This window comes from Rhizobium aureum, assembly GCF_030182495.1.
GTDB classification, from domain to species: Bacteria; Pseudomonadota; Alphaproteobacteria; order Rhizobiales; family Rhizobiaceae; genus Rhizobium; species Rhizobium tropici_C.
Genome location: NZ_JAQJCI010000002.1, coordinates 560,609 through 577,817, shown reverse-complemented (window position 1 = coordinate 577,817; position 17,209 = coordinate 560,609). Strand labels below are relative to the sequence as shown.

Sequence of the window (17,209 nt, the reverse complement as noted above, 5' to 3'; positions counted from 1 at the left end):
TTTTGGAAGGCCGTCAACGCTTCCACAGCGGAAAAAGCCTGAGGATCGCAATGATAACGATTTCCAGGTGGAAAATACGCTGAAAAAACAGATGGTTATTAAAAATACGACTTATTGGAAATTTATCTCGATCATATGCTATATATCAAAAAATATGATATAAATCTATGCCAGATCGACCCGCATCAAAATGTCTCGGCCGTAATTGCCGAAGCCGCGACCGAAAATGTTGACGCCGCCCGTATTGCGTGCGTCGTCGGCAATGCCGATGCGCAGCCGGATCGAAGAATGCTGGCTGATGGCGAGATCGTCGATGGTCACATCGGATACGGCAACCCCGTCGATGAACGTGCCCTTCTTGGAGATCCGCCAGGTCTTAAGCTTGCCGTACTGAGAGCCTTCCAGCTTCCACCAACCCGGTGTGAAGGCTCCGCGCTTGTCGCCGTAGTCACCAGGGGATGTCCATGTGCCGACAGCGACGCCGTTGACCCAGATGGTGATGTCCGACGGCCAGTCCGGATTGGTGCCCGGCACTTCGGACGACAGCTCCATCGAGAATTCGATGGCATTGACATTCCGGTTCAAGATCTTGGCATTGTTCGGAAATTTATATTCGACATGGCCGCGGCCGAACCAGAGAAGACCGGCCTGCATGCGCTGCGGATCGAGGAAATAATCCGGAACGTCGAGGAGGCCGATCACACCTTCGGTCGAGCAAAGGCCGCAAGGTGCATGCGTTTCGCAGCTCGTGTAGAGACCGATCGGCATGGCGACCTCGATCACGTCCTCATCGTGCTTGAAGGCCTGATCCTCGAAGCTCAGCAGGATTTCGTCGTAAAGCGCGGTGCAGATCTTCTGGTAGCCCTTGCGCGCTTTCGCAGCCTTGGTCTCGACGAGACCAGCCTCCTCCAGGATCATGATCGCCGTCGCGACGGTGGATTGCGGCAGATCGAGTTCCCGAGCAATCTCATTGACGTTCATCGAACCTTTGGTGCAGAGCAGCTTCAGCATTTCGACGCGGGCCGGCGCTGAAAGTGCCCTGAAGACCGCGGCGTTCTCGCCCGCATAAATTGTCAGAAAGCCGCGCTGCATCGAATCCCAAATACCCCGATCAATGGATATCATTTATATCAGGATTTTTGATTTCACAAGAGATATCGGCCTTTGGCGTCTTCCATGCGCACAGGAAGACGCCATCGGGTCATTTCCGCCATACAACTTCCAGGGATGGGAGCGCCGCCCGCACCTCGGATGCCCGCAGTATCATCTGCATGTTTCTATGCGTTTCAACGCGGCCGTAATGCCCGATAATGAGTAGGAATAGCTCGTGGCGGTGCCACGTTTGGACGTTGCCTGCAGTTCCAATTGCGCGCCGCCTTTCATGGCGCTGATCATCGAAGGTTCCTGGGTTTCATCCCTCACCCAGCCGTGCCGGTCTTTCGTGAACATCGGAAAGGTCTTGTCGCCAACCGCAGCCGTCATTTGCGCGCCGTCCTTCAGATCATAGCCCATCGCGGCTTCGGGGACCAATTTGTCGCCCGGAGACAGGCGCGAGACGATGAAGAAGTTGTCGCCATGGTCGACAGTGGCGGGTTGCTGTGAGACCGGCCTCGACAACACATAGCAGCTGACACTATCGCCCGATTTATAAGAATATGCGCCCCAATGATCGAATTGATCGATACGGACGGGCACTTCCGCATGCGCAATACCGGCGCCGAATGCGACGAAGACCAGAGCGGGGGCGAATTTTCTAGCAAACATAGTTTCCTGCCATTTCTTGTTTCAAGGACGTTGAAAGCGAGAGAAGCACTCACACGCGCGGCAGTCTCGGTGCGGTGCGTTATTCGATTGTTAATGTCTTCGTTAAAATTTGTTCATGTTAGGCGACGCGCAGGAAATGATGGCGGAGAAGAACGCAACCTCTATCGGCGTTGACGATCAGTTCACAGATTGTGCTGTTTCCCCCGCTGCATCCATGCACATATAGCCCCTGAACCTACGGCTTTTGCGAGCCATGACATGAAGACCCAAGCAAGCAGCGCCTCGGACGGGCGCCATCTGTGTCTGGCATGGACATGGATGATGCAAAATCAAGCCGGGCAAACCGGATATAGCAGGATGACATCATGAAGAAGATCGGTTTCCTTTCATTCGGCCACTGGACGCCGTCGCCCCAATCGCAGACACGATCGGCAGGCGACACGCTCCTGCAATCGATCGATCTCGCCGTGGCGGCTGAACAATTGGGTGCTGACGGCGCCTATTTTCGCGTGCACCACTTCGCGCGTCAGCTAGCTTCGCCGTTCCCCCTATTGGCGGCCGTCGGCGCCAGGACCAGCCGTATCGAAATCGGCACGGCTGTTATCGACATGCGCTATGAGAACCCGTTCTATATGGCCGAGGATGCGGGCGCTGCCGATCTCATCGCCGGCGGCCGGCTGCAGCTCGGCATCAGCCGCGGCTCGCCGGAACAGGTGATCGATGGCTGGCGCCACTTCGGCTATACGCCGATGGAAGGCGAAAGCGACGCCGACATGGGCCGCAGACATACGGAAGTGCTGCTCGACCTCCTGCGCGGCGAAGGCTTCGCACAGCCCAGTCCTCGGCCGATGTTCCCGAACCCGCCCGGCCTGCTGCGCCTCGAACCTTACTCCGAGGGCTTGCGCGAGCGGATCTGGTGGGGTGCCGGCTCCAATGCTACGGCCGTATGGGCAGCAAAGCTCGGCATGAACCTGCAGAGCTCGACACTGAAGGACGACGAAAGCGGCCTGCCCTTCCACGTTCAGCAGGCCGACCAGATCAAGCTCTACCGCGAGGCTTGGAAAGAGGCAGGACACAAGCGTGAACCGCGGGTGTCGGTGAGCCGCAGTATCTTCGCTTTGGTGAACGATCTCGACCGTGCCTATTTCGGCAGCAGCGGCAAGGACGCCGACAAGATCGGCTTCATCGACGAGAAGACGCGCGCCATCTTCGGACGCAGCTATGCGGCCGAGCCCGACGTGCTCATCGAGGAATTGGCGAAAGATGAGGCGATCGCGGCAGCCGATACCCTGCTCCTGACCATACCGAACCAACTTGGCGTCGAATACAACGCCCATGTCATTGAATCCATTCTGACCCATGTCGCTCCGGCATTGGGGTGGCGATAAGGCGGCATGCAGATCACATAAACCGGCCTCGGCCGCCCGCGAAATTCGACTTTCGCGGGCGGTACTTTCAAACGCGCCCGCCGAAAGGCGGGCGCTTGCAGATCAGGCTATAGCATCCTGGCGCCGCAAGACGTGCAGTGCTGCCAGCACCAGCAATGCCGTGAGCGTGGAGAAGCCCGCCAAAGGCCATGCACTGTCGCCACCCAGTGCTGTCACCGCCAGCGTACCACCGATGCTGACGATCAGGCTCTGGATGCAGAAGTAGAACGCCACGGCCGATCCGGCGATATCGCCGAATTCCGCAAGCGCTCCGTTCGCCGTCACCGATGACGTGAAGACGATCCCAAGGGCCATGATCCACATCGGCAGCACGAAACTCGCGAAAGACGGCGAGCCGTAGACCTGACCAAGCGCGAGACCAGCCGCGCCGATAAGAAGCAGTGCCATGCCCCGTGCGACACAGCCCGCGACACCCCACCGCTCGACAAATGATCCGGCGAAGCGCGCCGCAGCGATCATCATGACTGCGACGGTTGCGAATGCCATGCTGAAGCCGAGTTCCGAATAGCCGGCCCGGCCGATCAGTACGCGCGGCGCAGTCGAGAAGAACACGAAGAATGTGCCCATGCCCGCGCTGAAGGCCAGCGTGTAGGTCCAGAACGGAAAGCTTATGAAGATCGGCCGGATGGAACGGCGTGGTCCTCTCGAACCTGCTGGCCGCGTCTCACGCCACCTTGCCGTGGCGTTGATCGTCGCGGCCAGGGCCAGAAGCGCCAGCACCATAAAGATCACACGCCATCCGAACCGATCGGCGATCATCGCGCCTGCTATTGGGCCAAGTGCCGGCACGAAGGACAGTATCGCGCCGAACGCGGCATAGATGACCGCCTGTTCCGGCCGGTTGCCGTAGACGTCCCGGACGGTTGCAAAGGTCGTAACCAGTGCCGCCGAGGCACCCATGGCCTGCAGCAGCCGGCAAAGGACGAAGGCGGTCGCCGTCGATGAGCCAGCCGCTCCGAGAGAGGCACCGGCGAACAGGATCGCCCCGGCAAGCAGCACGGGACGGCGACCGATGCGATCCGAAAGCGGACCGAACAGGACCTGCCCAAGACCAAGCATGATCATATAGAGGCTCAGTGTGAGCTGAATGACCGATGGCGTCGTGTTCAGAATGCCGGGCATCGCTGGAACGACGGGAAGGTAGATATCCATCGCCAGCGAGGCGAGAATGTCGAAAGGCGCCATCAGCAGCAATGCCGCCGGCAGCGAGTAGGCCCATGACGGGCGTATGTCAGACATGAGAAAATTCCGCTCGAAAGAGAAATCGGGCGGCGTCTGCCACTAGGGATCCGGTTGGAATGAGTTCGACAGCACGCCGCAACAACAGGAAGCTGTTGCGGCTTATCTATCTGCTGACTTTAAGGTCCCCATGCCAATAGCTCCGTGGTGAGATAGGTAGTGATGATCAGCCTTTAGCAGATGCCATCAAGTCGGACAATGATGTTGCGAGCCCTGCGCGGACTGCAACCTGCCCATATAGAGTGCGACAATCACGCAGCGAAAATGGACGGGAAATCTAATGATTTGTTAACCATGACCATGCCCTAACTGTTTGTAATTTCATTACTGGAGCAGGTTATGGTACGCGCATCGAAAATGGACGAGTTGAACGATCGGCTCGACTTTATTGGACTAGGGCAGGATGCCAGGCAGGCTTTGGCAGAGCTGCAGCCCACCATCGAATCTGCCGTCAAGGGCTCTCTCGATATCTTCTACGGGAAGATCACCAAACACCCCGAGATGTCGAAATTCTTCTCGTCGCAGCAGCACGTGGCGCATGCGAAATCTAAGCAGCAGGAACACTGGAAGACCATCGCATCGGGCAAGTATGGTCCCGATTATGTCGAAGCAGTCTCGGCCGTCGGCAGAACCCATGCGCGCCTGGGACTGGAACCGCGCTGGTATATCGGCGGCTACGCACTGATCCTTGAAGGCATGGTGCGCTCGATCGTCGCGCAGCAGCTCAAGGGCATCATGCAACGCAAGCACGAGCAGGCCCTGTCACGGCGGCTGTCGGCGATCGTCAAGGCGGCACTCCTCGACATGGACTACGGCATTTCTGTCTATCTGCAGGTGCTCGCCGATGAGCGCGACCGCGCAGAATCCGAACGGGCCGTCGCGCAACGGGAGCAGGAGCGAGCGCTTGATGCCCTTGGCCTCGCGCTGAACGGACTTGCGAGTGGCGACCTGACGGCTGAGATCACCGAAGCCCTTTCTGCCGAGTTCGAAGCTCTGAAAAGCAACTATAATGAATCTCTTTCATCTCTCGGAAGCGCGATGCAGCGCATCGAGGATTCGGTAACCCGCGTTCGCGAAGAAGCCGGGTCGATCTCATCGGCCGCCGACAACATGGTGCGACGCACGGAGCAGCAGGCTTCCGCACTGGAGGAAAGTGCTGCTGCAATCGACCAGATCACCACGATTTCCGAACAGACCGCCGAGCGGACGCGCGAGGTACAGGCGATCGTCAAGGAATCCGCCTCCGAAGCCGAACGCTCTCGCGAGGTCGTGCAGCAGGCCGTGTCCGCCATGGACGATATCGAGACCTCGTCGCGCAAGATGACCGACATCATCTCCGTCATCGACGATATTGCCTTCCAGACCAATCTTCTCGCGCTGAATGCCGGCGTCGAGGCGGCGAGAGCGGGCGAACAGGGCAAGGGCTTTGCCGTCGTGGCGCAGGAAGTCCGCGAGCTGGCACAGCGCTCGGCATCCGCGGCCAAGCAAATCAAGGATCTGATCGACAGGTCGTCGGATGACGTGCGCCGCGGCGTCGAGCTGGTCAACCGGACCGGCGAGGCACTGGCCTTGATCGGCAACCAGGTCGCTTCCATCGACCGGAATGTCGGTGCCATCGCCCGCTCGGCGCAGGAACAGGCCGCCGGCATCGGCGAAATCAACTCCGCCGTCCGCAACATGGATCAGATGACCCAGCAGAATGTCGCGCTGATGGAAGAGACGAATGCCTCGACGCGCCACCTCGCCGATATCAGCAATGAACTTGCCGGCCTGGTCGGCCGGTTCAAGACGGTGCGCTCGGGCACGAGAACCGGCGCGGTGAGATTGAAGCTCGCCAGCTAGCGCCGCCCCCGGCCTGACACAATGGTTCAACCGGCTCCAGGTATCTACCTGGGGTCGATTGAATTACGCGGCCTATGCCGGCATCTCCTCGATTTCGCCAATCAGCCACTGGCGAAACACCTTCATCGATGCCGTTTCCGCCCGCGATTTCAGCCGCGTCAGCCAATAGCTGCCGGTCGTCGCCGTAATCTGGAACGGCTGCATGATACGCCCAGCCTCGATGTCATGAGAGAACATCGCGACGGGCACAAGCGCGACGCCGACGCCGCGCGCAGCCGCCTCCACCAGCGTCAACGACGAATCGAACATCCAGCCGCGAAGATGCGGCGGCGGCAGGCCCGCCGCCCTGAACCAGAGCGACCATTCATCGATCCGGTAGGATCGGAGCAGCTCGACCTCGGCAAGATCGGTCGGTGTGCGCAAGCGCTCGCCAATATTCGGCGTACAGACCGGGGAGAGCGGCGCATCCATGAGATGGATCGCCTCGGTCCCATGCCATGCTCCGTCGCCGAAGCGCAGGAAGAAATCGAGCCCATCGAGCACCATGTCAGCACGATTGTTGTTGGTCTTCAGGCGCAGATCGACATGCGGATGCTGCGCTCTGAAGCGGCCGAGACGCGGCAACAGCCAGCCGATCGCGAAAGTGCCGACGACGCCGACCGTCAGGATCTCGGCAAAATTCCCCTCCTCCAGCTGGCTGAGCGTGGCGCTCATGCGCCGAAAGGCATCCGTCAATACCGGCAACAACGCATGGCCTTCATCGGTCAGGGCAAGCCCGCGCGGCAGGCGCTTGAAAAGGGGCACCCCAAGCACATCCTCCAGCGCCTTGACCTGATGGCTGATGGCCGTCTGCGTCACCCGAAGCTCGAGGCCCGCCCGCGTGAAGCTGCAATGCCGCGCCGAAGCTTCGAAAACACGGAGCGCGTTCAACGGCAGCTGTGAAATATCCATTTGTGTCCAAAGACCAAGTTTTTCTCATGTCTAAGCTCAGAATTGATCGTTTGTCTAGGGCAGGGAGCGGCGCCATAGTCCGGCTCGCAAGGTGATTTGCAAGGCGCCAATGACGTCCACGGAGCCTGAGACGCACCTCTTTGCTCAACATCAATCGAAGTGGAAACAAGATGACGATCTTATTGTCGCGCCGGCAAAGCCTTGCCGGCGGGTTGCTCGCTCTGCCCGTTCTGGCGGGGATAAGCGGTGTTGGACGCACCGCGGAGGATCATTCCGGCGAAGAGCGGCTTGCAGCGCTCGAGAGCAAGCATCCGGGCCGTATTTGTGTGAGTATTCTCGACATGGCGAGCGGCAGGCGCATCGAACACCGCGCCGGCGAACATATCTTGATGTGCAGCACCTTCAAGGCACTGGCGGCTGCCCTGGTGCTCGCCCGCGTTGACAAAGGCGAAGAGAAGCTCGACCGGCGCATTCGCTACTCGGAAGGCGATATCATCGGCGGCTCGCCAGCAACCAAATTGCGCGTTGGCGACGGCATGACGGTGGCAGAACTCTGTGCTGCGGCGGTCACGCTCAGCGACAATGCGGCTGCAAATCTCCTGCTTGCGAGCTTCGGCGGCCCCAAGGCGCTGACCGCGTTCTGCCGGAGCCTTGGCGACGATCTCACGCGCCTTGACCGCACAGAACCCACATTGAACTACCACGACACGCCGGACGACCAGCGCGACACGACGACGGCGGCCGCGATGCTGGAGAACCTTCGGCGGCTTCTGTTTACCGACGTGCTCACGGCCTCCTCGCGATCGCAGCTTGCCGCATGGCTGATCACCAACAAGACGGGGGACGCCCGCTTGCGCGCCGGCGTCCCGAAGGATTGGCTGGTCGGTGACAAAACCGGTACGAACGGTGACAAAGCCGGCAATGCCAACGACATTGCGGTGCTGTGGACGTCGAAGCGCGCGCCGATCATCGTGACGGCCTATTGCGAGATCCCCTCGATTTCAGCGGACGAACGCAACGCCGTAATTGCCGAGATAGGCCGGATCGCCGCGACGATCTGAGATCGCCCTTCATCCATCAGCATGAGGATATCATCTTGAATATACCTAACAATTCTCTGCAGAAGCTCGGCATCGTCGCAGGCTGCCTTTTCTATGGGATCGGCGCCCACGCCGAAGGCATCGATCAGAACCGCCTGGAGCGGGCCGTCAACGAGACCATTCGTCCGCTCATGAAGGATAACGACGTGCCGGGCATGGCAATCGCCGTCACCCTCAAGGGTAAGCGCTACATCTTCAACTACGGCGTCGCCTCGAAGGAGAGCGGCCAGAAGGTGACGAACGATACGATCTTCGAGCTCGGTTCCATCAGCAAGACGTTTGCGGCAACGCTTACCTCCTACGTCGAAGTCAGCGGGAAGCTGTCTTTCTCCGACAAGGCGACGAAATACATGCCGGAGCTGGCTGGTACGGCCTTCGACAGGATCAGCCTTCTCGATCTCGGCACATACACGACCGGCGGCCTGCCTCTGCAATTCCCGGAGAGCGTCAGCAATGATGGAATGATCGCCTATTATCGCAGCTGGCATCCGTCCTTTGCGCCCGGCACGTACCGGCAATATTCCAATCCCAGCATCGGGCTGTTCGGCTATCTGGCCGCACGGGCCATGGGCCAGCCGTTCGATACGCTGATGCAGGACAAGATCATCGCCGGCTTCGGGCTCAAGCATACCTATGTCCATGTTCCCGCCGCCGAGATGGGCAGCTATGCCTATGGCTACTCGAAAATGGGCAAGCCGGTTCGCGTCGGCCCCGGCGTTCTCGACACGCCCGCCTATGGCATCAAGACCACGGCATCCGATATGCTTGCCGTTCTCGAAGCCAATATGGATGGTTCGAAGCTCGACGAAACGTTTCAGCGGGCAGTCGAGGCGACGCATGCCGGCTATTACACCGTCGGCAACATGACGCAGGGGCTTGGCTGGGAAATCTATGCCTATCCGACAACGCTTGCCCGGTTGCTCGCCGGCAACTCATCCGACATGACGCGCCAACCGCACAAGGTCACCCGGCTCGACCCGCCGCAGCCGCTACGCAAGGACGTGCTGATCAACAAGACCGGCTCGACGAACGGCTTTGGCGCCTATGCGGCCTTCATTCCCGCCCGTCAGGTCGGCATTGTGCTCCTGGCAAACAGGAACTTTCCGATCCCGGCCCGCGTCTCCGCGGCCTACAAGATCCTGGCGGCAGTCGAGAGCCTGTCCGGATCGAACGCTGCACGATAGAGAGTGGCTTGAGGATTAGTCAGCTTCGACAAACGGCCGGCCTTCGGAAAAGATATCGAGGCCGGCCTCGCATTTTATGGATTGCCAGACGACCGTCGCGCGGCAACATCGGCTTGGGAGGCCTCTGCCCCGTTGAAGAATTCCTGCAGGAGGCGGGTAATGCGCTCTGGCGATGTACCCTTGGCATATTCTTCCTGCATCCGGCGTCTGACCAACATTTCTAAGACTGACATGTCTTTCACCTCATCTATCCGGCGCAAGGAAAATGTCGCTCTCAAAGGCATGGGAGGCAAGTTACAGTTTTTTCATGATTTTAGCGGCGCGGCGAGAACATCTTCGGCTTTGCCGTCATCGCATTCGGTCCGAAGCGGAGTTGACCGAAGCGTGACCAATCTGCCACTTGCCAAATCCCGGCGCATCGTAGAATTGAAAGCGGCCAATCGGTCGGTTGTTTGCGCTTCCTTAACTTCCGTGCTTTAGCGGGCCACACCCCGACCATTGGATGATGTCGCCTGCAAGGAATGAATAATGCCCATAAAGAAAAGCTCTGCCTCTGACGTTTTCCAGCGCAAGATTTCGGATTTTTGCGATATGCGGCTCAAGCCGCTGCTTCAGCCGCGTAGCTTCGAGAATATCAAAGGCTTCATGATCGGTCTGATCGTTTTCCAGTCGCGCCCTCCTCTTCGGGCAGGCCGCGTCGACTGGCAGGAGATCGCTTCCCTCTGCGGCATGGACGAGGAAATGAGCCCGGAACTGAAGCGCGCGGCCCAGCCCGGCTTCGATGCTATTCTTCGCTGGCTTGGGGCAGCGAAAACCAGCACGGCGCGTAAGCCGCCCGTCGCCTCTCCTGCCGCCCGGAAAACGCCGTTGCGGGTTCCCGCCAAGCCTATTTCCGCTCAGCCCGTGCGCCGCGCTTTGGCGTCTTGAACCGAACTGCGTACCGGCCGCCTATGGCCGGTACGCCACCAATCCGCGTCGCCCGATCTTAAAACCCCAAACAGCACAGACTATCAATCCAGTCGGCAAAGGGCCTGCTTCCAGCTCCCGCTAGGATGGTGCGTTACTTTCATCCGCGATCGGTTTCTGCTGCGGCGCGATCGCAGATCGACGCTTCGGGATATCGCCGAAAAGGCCGCCCGGCCGCACAAGCAGGATGATGCAGAGCATGACGCCGATCGCGACGATCTGAAGCGAGGCCGCACGGGCCTGCTGCTCCGGCGAAAAAAGCACGCTCGTTAGCGCTCCCGATCCAGCCCATATCCCCCAGACGAGAATGCTGCCGACAACGGCGCCCTTGTTGCTGCCTGAACCACCGACGATCAGCATGACCCATACCTGGAAGGTCAGGGTCGGGATATAATTGTCGGGTGCGATGAAGCCGATGAAATGCGTCTGCATGGCACCGGCAAGCCCCATGATCGCGCCTCCGACGGCAAAGGCCTGCACACGGTAGAAGCGCGCGCTCTTGCCGAGAGAAATGGCGGCACGCTCGTCCTCACGCAGCGCCTTGAGAACACGTCCCCAGGGGCTTTTTGCAAGATGCTCCAGCGCAAAATAAACGATCAGCAATGCGACGACCACGATGCCTAGATTGGCAAGATTGAAAAGAAGTGGCGTTTCGGCAAGGCTGGAAAATGGGCGCGGGATGAAGCCGATGCCAAAGGGGCCACCGGTGAGCTTCTGCGCATTCAGCGCCACGAGCTGGACGACAACCGCGACGCCGAAAGTGGTGATCGCCAGATAATCGGATTTCAGCCGGAGCGTCGCCACGCCGATGAGGGCGGCGGCAAGACCGGCGATAATCATTGCGCCGAGCCAGCCGACGAGGATCGGCAGATCGAACCCACCAAACCGCCCGGCCGTATCGGGCGTCGTCAGCAGGGCCGAGGTATAGGCGCCAATCGCTACGAAGCCGGCGAGCCCGACATTGAAGAGGCCGGTCAGGCCCCATTGCAGGTTCAGGCCGAGGGTGATGAAGGAGAAGATCAGCGCGGTGGTCAGGAAGAAAGCGCCATAGCCAATAATGTCCATCATCGCTCCCTCACTCCGAAAAGGCCGATCGGCCGGATGAACAGCACCGCCATCAGGATGATGAACGAGATGGCGGCACGCCACTCGGCACCGACAAGCTGAACCGCGGCCGCTTCGGCAAGGCCGATGATCAGGCCGCCGAGAACCGCGCCCGGCACGCTGCCGATACCGCCGAGAATGGCGGCGGCAAACATCGGCAGCAGCATGTCGAAGCCCATCAGCGGGCGAATCTGCACGAGAATGCCGATCATGACACCGGCGACGCAAGCCAGCCCGCCACCGATCAGCCATGTGACGCGCACGACTTTGGCGACATCGATGCCGACGACGCGGGCAAGCGCCGGATTTTGGCTCAGCGCCTGCATGGAGCGGCCCGTCTGCGTCCTCGTCATCAGCATATGCACGCCGAAGACCAAAAGTGCCGTGACGATCAAAAGGGCGATCTGATCGGGCGTGATGCGGATGCCGAAACCGACGGGCATGGCGATCTGGATGGCGCGGCTGAAATAGGTCGGGCGCGACGTGAAGAGAAATTCGAGCAGGCTGCGCAGCGCCATGGAAGCACCGAAGCTTGCCATGACGACGATGATCGACTGGCCCTTGGCCCTGAGCCTGGCAAACAGCACCTTGTCGAGCGCGAGGGCAAGGACGCCGGTAAAGCCCATCGCCAGGATCACTGCCACGATCAGCGGCCAGCCGAAGGAAAGCGGGCCGATGGGGGCGACCTTGCCGAAGATTGCCCCGATGGCACTGACGACGGCAAGCGTCGCATAAGTGCCCCAAGCCATGAAATCGCCATGGGCGAAGTTCGAGAACCGCAGGATCGAATAGGTGAGCGTGACACCAATGGCGCCTAGGCCGATCATCGAGCCCGTCAGCAAGCCGTCGACGATGAATTGCAGGTTCATGCCGCACCTCCCTTTGTCGACGGTGCTGGTCGCTGCCCGAGATAGAGTTCGGCTACGACAGGATCGTTCCAAAGCTCAGAAGCCACGCCTTCATGCCTGTCCTTGCCCTCGACGAGGACATAGGCGCGATCGCCGATGGCCAGCGCCGCCCTGGCATTCTGCTCGACCAGCAGAATGGTGACGCCGGATTTGCGGATTTCGCTCAGCATGTCGAAGACCATCGAGACGAATTTCGGCGAGAGGCCCGCCGAGGGCTCATCGAGCACGAGAAGCTTCGGGTGAACGATAAGAGCACGCGCAACGGCCAGCATCTGCCGCTGCCCTCCGGAGAGATTGCCGGCCGCGATGCGGCGATGGCGGGCAAGATCCGGAAAGGTCGCGTACATTTCGTCGATACGAGCAGGCACGTCCTTCGGCTTCAGGATGCCGCCGGCGACCTTCAGATTGTCTTCGACGGACATCAGCGGAAAGACATTCTCCGTCTGCGGCACGAAGGCAAGACCGAGCCGCACCATCGTGTGCGCGGGCATACTCGTTATATCCCTGCCAACCAGTTCCACCGTGCCGCTTTCGACCGGAACGAGACCGGCAATCGCCTTGATGAAGCTCGATTTGCCGGCGCCATTGGGGCCGAGCACAACGACGATTTCCTTCTCCGCTACCGTAATCGAGGCGCCGCGCACGATCGGAACACCCGGCTCGTAACCGGCAACGAGATTGCGAACGCTCAAGACCGGTTCGCTCATGCCGCACCTCCCAGATAGGCCTCGATGACGCGCGGATCGCGGGCGACCTCTTCCGGCGTGCCCTCGCAAAGAAGCTGGCCGCTCGCCATCACAAGCACGCGGTGACACAGGCGGGTGACCATATCGATATTGTGTTCAATCAGAAGAAAGGTGACGCCGCGTTGATTGATATCGCGGATGCGGTTGATGATCGTTTCCAGAAGCGTCGCGTTGACGCCGGCCGCCGGTTCATCGAGCAGGATGAGGGCAGGATCGGCCATCATGACGCGAGCAAGCTCCAGAAGCTTGCGTTGACCGCCGGACAGAACGCGCGCCGGTTCATGCGCCAGACGCGTCAGGTGGACGAGGTCGAGCAGCTCCATCGCCTTGGCACGGGCAGCCTTCTCCTCAGCGGCAACCTTCCATGGCCGTAGGAAATTCGATAGCAGCCGCTCGCCCGCCTGATCCTGGGCGGCCAGCATCACGTTGTCGAGAAGCGTCAGATTGGGAAACGGTCGCGGGATCTGGAAGGTGCGTCCAAGACCACGTGCGATCCGCCGATGGGCCGCCTCGCCCGCGACTGCGGTGCCATCCAAGACGATTTCCCCGCTACTCGGCGCGACGCTGCCAGCCAGAAGGTCGAACATCGTCGTCTTGCCGGCGCCGTTCGGGCCGATCAGGCCGAGGATCTCGCCCTGGCGCACGTGAAAGGAAACGTCGTTGACGGCCACGAGACCGCCGAAACGCCGCACCACGTTTCTGGCTGTCAGAACGGGCCGGGCTTCCTCCCCATGCCGTTCAGTTGTCGTACTCATGAGATCCCTCTGGCCGGAAAACAATCGTTGCCGCTTCCCTGATTATTTGATTTGTGATCACACTTGCATTGATCACGCTAATCAGCTTTAATCCTCTTCGCAAGCCGAAAAAGGGATTTCGAATGCAAAAGGCCACCGCCGACAAGAGCGATCCGATTGCCGCACAGCTTGCGCCAGTGGGGCGAGAAACCGTTCAGGACCGGGTCTATCTGGAGCTGCGCCGCGCGCTGATCGGCGGGCTGTTCGAGCCGAGCCAGGTGCTGACGATCCGCGGCTTGGCCGACGCGCTGATGACCAGCACCATGCCTGTGCGCGAGGCGCTCGGTCGGCTCATTACCGAAAAGGCGTTAGAAGCCCTTCCCAATCGATCCGTTCGCGTGCCGCCGATCACGCTGGAGCGCATGGACGATCTTCTGCGCGCTCGCATCCTGATCGAAGGCGAGGCGATCGCGCTTGCCGCGACCCGCATGACGCCGCGGCAGATTACGACCATCGAGAGCATGCTCGGCGAATGGGATGAGATGCGCGCGCTGAAACACAAGAAGGACGTCGACCGCGAGGTGACGTTGAACCAGGCCTTTCACTTCGAGATCTATCGCGCCTGCGGTTCCGCCGTGCTGATCCCGATGATCGAAAGCCTTTGGTTGCAATCCGGCCCCTGTATCCGCGTCGCGATTTATGCCTTCTCGGATGCCGGTGAGGTCGATACCGCCCATTATCACCGCACAATCGTCAAGGCGATCGCCGCGCAAGACGCCAAGGGAGCCCGCGATGCACTGATCGCAGACATCAGCCGGCCGTTCACCTTCCTGCGCAGCAAACTGGAAGCCGAAGCCAAGAAGGGCCAATCCGTATGAGCCAACGCGCCATCAAGATCACCGAACCACGTTCCGGCCTCAGTGTATTGGCGCCTCTGCTGGAAGCCAAGGCGCCCGACAATGCCGCCTTTCTGTGGACCTATCTGAATGAGTCGCGCGTCGTCAGCGGTATTCATGCCATGTGGACCGGCCCGGAAATCTCCTGCCCGATCCCGCCGGCGCATCTGAAAGGTGCTTCCTATGCGAACGCCCTGCCCGCCGAGAACGCGACACTGACGCCGCAGCCAGGCGATATCGTGCTCAGCTACGTGCCGCCGCGTATGTGGGGCGGCAATCCAGATGCGATCTTCGATATCGGTCTGTTCTATGGTCAGGGCGCTCGCCTGCTCTTCCCGATCGGCTGGCTTGCCGGCAGCGTCGTCGCGCAAGTGCGCCCTGAAGAACGCGAACACTTCGCGGCGGCCTGCGGCGTCATCCGCCGCAACGGCGCCTGTGACGTCACCTTCGAACGCGCGGAGATCTGAGATGGCGGCTGAAAGCGACGACAGTTTCGAGCTCTTCGATCTTAGAGTGGAAGCGGTCATTCCCGAGGGCAAACCGATCTATTGCGGCGCCAAGCCGGGCGACTATTTCGAACTCAAGGGCGAAATGCTGTCCCTCCCTGCGGGCCAGGGCTTTTCGATCTACTCCATTTCAGCCGTCCTGCCGCTGCTGGCGGCCAAGCAACGGCCAACTCACAAGAACGACTGGATGACCTCGGACGCAGAAATCGCCTGCCCCGACCCCAATTGCGCGAGCCGGCTGCGGATCGTCAGAACGGGCAAACGGCGGTTCAGCCATGCCGACACAACGGCCGTGCCGTTGCCCGAAGGAGAATGAATTGCATGACCGCCAAGACTTTTGAGCTCAGCCCCGGATACGAGATCTCCCGCGTCATCCGCGGCGGCTGGCAGCTTGCCGGCGGGCACGGCGCCATCGATCGCACCCAGGCGGTGACCGACCTGATCGCCGCCTTCGACGTCGGCATCCGCACCTATGACTGCGCCGACATCTATACGGGCGTCGAGGAGCTGATCGGCGAGGCGCGCGAACGGCTCCGCAACGAGCGCGGCACGGAAGCCTCAAGCGCGATGAAGGTCCACACGAAGCTGGTTCCTGATCTGGAAAAGCTCGCAACCATCAGCCGCGACTATATTCGCGGCATCGTCGACAAATCGCTTCGCAAACTGAAGACCGAACAGCTTGACCTGGTACAGTTTCACTGGTGGGACTACTCCCTGCCCGGCTATCTCGAAGCCCTGAGCTGGCTGGACGAGATGCGCCGTGAAGGCAAGGTGCGTAATGTCGGCACGACCAATTTCGATACACCTCATATTGCCGAGATTCTGAAAGCCGGCATTCCACTCGTCAGCCAGCAATTGCAATATTCCGTTCTCGACCAGCGGCCGTCGCTTAGCCTCGCCAAGCTGGCGGCGGAGAACGAGGTGAAGTTCCTCTGCTACGGCTCGGTGGCCGGCGGCTTCCTGAGCGATAAATGGCTGGGGCAGCCGGAACCGGACATGCCGCTCGAGAACCGCTCTCTCGTCAAATACAAGCTGATCATCGATGACTTTGGCGGCTGGGAGCTGTTTCAATCGCTGCTCGGCACGCTGAAAGCCATCGGTGATCGTCATGGCGTCGATATTGCCACGATCGCCAGCGTCTGGGTGCTGGAGCAGCCCCAGGTGGCCGCTGTCATCATCGGCGCCCGCAACCAGGCGCACGCGCTCGCCAACGCTAAGATCATGGATATTGCACTCTCGGACGAAGACCGCCGCCAGATCACCGACATCATCGCCCAAAGCCCCGGACTTGAAGGCGACGTCTATACGCTGGAGCGCGACCGCACCGGCAGGCACGGCTCTATCATGCATTACAACCTCAATGCGGGGAAGGTATGAGCCAGCAATCGCCTCTCTTCCGCAAAGCCAGCGCCGAAGTCATCGATTTCCATCGCTTCTTCGAAGCCTGGTACGATGCCGCGACTGCCGATCATACGGATTTCGGCCGCTGCGAACGCACCTTCGGCCAGGCCTTCCATATGATCCCGCCGACCGGCCGCATCTTCGACCGCGCTGAAACCATCGAGCTCATCCGGGCAAACCGGGCGACGTTTCAGGGCAATTTCACCATCGAGATTTCGGATATCCGCGCGAGCTACGAAACTACGGATACGATCGTCCTGACTTATGTCGAAGCGCAGACGCGGGCGGGCAAATATAGCCGGCGTCAGGCGAGCGCCCTTTTCACTGCAAGTTCATCGGCACCCAACGGCGTCGAATGGCAGCATCTGCATGAAACCTGGCTGCAGATGCCGGAGACCTGACAGGTTCTAAAAAACGGAA

The 17,209-nt window shown here is 60.3% G+C and carries 19 protein-coding genes; 10 read left to right on the top strand and 9 right to left on the bottom strand.

Annotation, left to right across the window (positions count from 1 at the left end; genetic code table 11):
• Positions 1-165 precede the first annotated feature (165 nt).
• Both PH552_RS08550 and PH552_RS08545 read right to left on the bottom strand, forming a co-directional pair.
• Positions 166-1,092, bottom strand: coding sequence for an ArsR/SmtB family transcription factor (locus tag PH552_RS08550; RefSeq protein WP_112345208.1), 927 nt, complete (start codon positions 1,090-1,092; stop codon positions 166-168).
• A 171-nt stretch (positions 1,093-1,263) separates the two neighbouring features.
• The gene (locus PH552_RS08545) at positions 1,264-1,764 is read right to left on the bottom strand and encodes an invasion associated locus B family protein (RefSeq protein WP_112344888.1); all 501 of its coding nucleotides are present in this window, start codon (positions 1,762-1,764) and stop codon (positions 1,264-1,266) included.
• 365 nt (positions 1,765-2,129) lie between these two features.
• Here PH552_RS08545 and PH552_RS08540 point away from each other — a divergent pair, with 365 nt between their 5' ends.
• The gene (locus PH552_RS08540; RefSeq protein WP_112344887.1) at positions 2,130-3,152 is read left to right on the top strand and encodes an LLM class flavin-dependent oxidoreductase; all 1,023 of its coding nucleotides are present in this window, start codon (positions 2,130-2,132) and stop codon (positions 3,150-3,152) included.
• A 102-nt stretch (positions 3,153-3,254) separates the two neighbouring features.
• Here PH552_RS08540 and cml read toward each other — a convergent pair whose 3' ends face one another.
• Positions 3,255-4,451, bottom strand: coding sequence for a CmlA/FloR family chloramphenicol efflux MFS transporter (cml, locus tag PH552_RS08535; RefSeq protein ID WP_112344886.1), 1,197 nt, complete (start codon positions 4,449-4,451; stop codon positions 3,255-3,257).
• 339 nt (positions 4,452-4,790) lie between these two features.
• On the opposite strand from cml, the gene PH552_RS08530 reads away from it, so the two are divergent.
• A complete protein-coding gene (locus tag PH552_RS08530; RefSeq protein WP_112344885.1) occupies positions 4,791-6,293 on the top strand; it encodes a globin-coupled sensor protein in 1,503 nt (500 codons plus the stop codon).
• Between the two features lie 72 nt (positions 6,294-6,365).
• Here the strand turns inward: PH552_RS08530 and PH552_RS08525 are convergent, their stop codons facing one another.
• Entirely contained in the window at positions 6,366-7,244 is an 879-nt protein-coding gene (locus PH552_RS08525; RefSeq protein ID WP_112344884.1) for a LysR family transcriptional regulator, read from the bottom strand.
• Between the two features lie 170 nt (positions 7,245-7,414).
• On the opposite strand from PH552_RS08525, the gene bla reads away from it, so the two are divergent.
• On the top strand, positions 7,415-8,305 hold the full coding sequence (gene bla / locus PH552_RS08520) for a class A beta-lactamase (RefSeq protein ID WP_112344883.1): 891 nt from the start codon (positions 7,415-7,417) through the stop codon (positions 8,303-8,305).
• Positions 8,306-8,361: 56 nt separating this feature from the next.
• On the top strand, positions 8,362-9,528 hold the full coding sequence (gene ampC / locus PH552_RS08515) for a class C beta-lactamase (protein WP_432422041.1): 1,167 nt from the start codon (positions 8,362-8,364) through the stop codon (positions 9,526-9,528).
• Between the two features lie 74 nt (positions 9,529-9,602).
• On the opposite strand, the gene PH552_RS08510 is transcribed toward ampC, so the two are convergent.
• Positions 9,603-9,761 (bottom strand): hypothetical protein, encoded by a 159-nt coding sequence (locus tag PH552_RS08510; protein WP_181592426.1) that lies wholly within the window; start codon positions 9,759-9,761, stop codon positions 9,603-9,605.
• Positions 9,762-10,056: 295 nt separating this feature from the next.
• Here PH552_RS08510 and PH552_RS08505 point away from each other — a divergent pair, with 295 nt between their 5' ends.
• A complete protein-coding gene (locus PH552_RS08505) occupies positions 10,057-10,455 on the top strand; it encodes a hypothetical protein (RefSeq protein WP_112344880.1) in 399 nt (132 codons plus the stop codon).
• A 120-nt stretch (positions 10,456-10,575) separates the two neighbouring features.
• On the opposite strand, the gene PH552_RS08500 is transcribed toward PH552_RS08505, so the two are convergent.
• Genes PH552_RS08500 through PH552_RS08485 form a run of 4 tightly spaced genes read right to left on the bottom strand, consistent with a single transcriptional unit; the run spans position 10,576 to position 14,007 of the window.
• Positions 10,576-11,562, bottom strand: coding sequence for a branched-chain amino acid ABC transporter permease (locus PH552_RS08500; protein ID WP_112344879.1), 987 nt, complete (start codon positions 11,560-11,562; stop codon positions 10,576-10,578).
• On the bottom strand, positions 11,559-12,467 hold the full coding sequence (locus PH552_RS08495; RefSeq protein ID WP_112344878.1) for a branched-chain amino acid ABC transporter permease: 909 nt from the start codon (positions 12,465-12,467) through the stop codon (positions 11,559-11,561). Before PH552_RS08495 ends, PH552_RS08500 begins: the two co-directional genes overlap by 4 nt.
• Complete coding sequence (locus PH552_RS08490; protein ID WP_112344877.1) at positions 12,464-13,213, bottom strand: ABC transporter ATP-binding protein; 750 nt, start codon at positions 13,211-13,213, stop codon at positions 12,464-12,466. Before PH552_RS08490 ends, PH552_RS08495 begins: the two co-directional genes overlap by 4 nt.
• Positions 13,210-14,007 (bottom strand): ABC transporter ATP-binding protein, encoded by a 798-nt coding sequence (locus PH552_RS08485; protein ID WP_112345207.1) that lies wholly within the window; start codon positions 14,005-14,007, stop codon positions 13,210-13,212. Before PH552_RS08485 ends, PH552_RS08490 begins: the two co-directional genes overlap by 4 nt.
• Before the next feature lie 122 nt (positions 14,008-14,129).
• Here PH552_RS08485 and PH552_RS08480 point away from each other — a divergent pair, with 122 nt between their 5' ends.
• The 5 genes from PH552_RS08480 to PH552_RS08460 are packed head-to-tail and all read left to right on the top strand — an operon-like array spanning position 14,130 to position 17,190.
• The gene (locus PH552_RS08480; protein ID WP_112345206.1) at positions 14,130-14,864 is read left to right on the top strand and encodes a GntR family transcriptional regulator; all 735 of its coding nucleotides are present in this window, start codon (positions 14,130-14,132) and stop codon (positions 14,862-14,864) included.
• The gene (locus PH552_RS08475) at positions 14,861-15,349 is read left to right on the top strand and encodes a DUF3830 family protein (RefSeq protein ID WP_145644286.1); all 489 of its coding nucleotides are present in this window, start codon (positions 14,861-14,863) and stop codon (positions 15,347-15,349) included. The genes PH552_RS08480 and PH552_RS08475 overlap by 4 nt, the downstream gene beginning before the upstream one ends.
• 1 nt (position 15,350) lies before the next feature.
• A complete protein-coding gene (locus PH552_RS08470) occupies positions 15,351-15,704 on the top strand; it encodes a TIGR04076 family protein (protein WP_112344875.1) in 354 nt (117 codons plus the stop codon).
• A 5-nt stretch (positions 15,705-15,709) separates the two neighbouring features.
• Positions 15,710-16,765, top strand: coding sequence for an aldo/keto reductase (locus tag PH552_RS08465; protein ID WP_112345205.1), 1,056 nt, complete (start codon positions 15,710-15,712; stop codon positions 16,763-16,765).
• Complete coding sequence (locus tag PH552_RS08460) at positions 16,762-17,190, top strand: hypothetical protein (RefSeq protein ID WP_112344874.1); 429 nt, start codon at positions 16,762-16,764, stop codon at positions 17,188-17,190. Before PH552_RS08465 ends, PH552_RS08460 begins: the two co-directional genes overlap by 4 nt.
• Positions 17,191-17,209 lie beyond the last annotated feature (19 nt).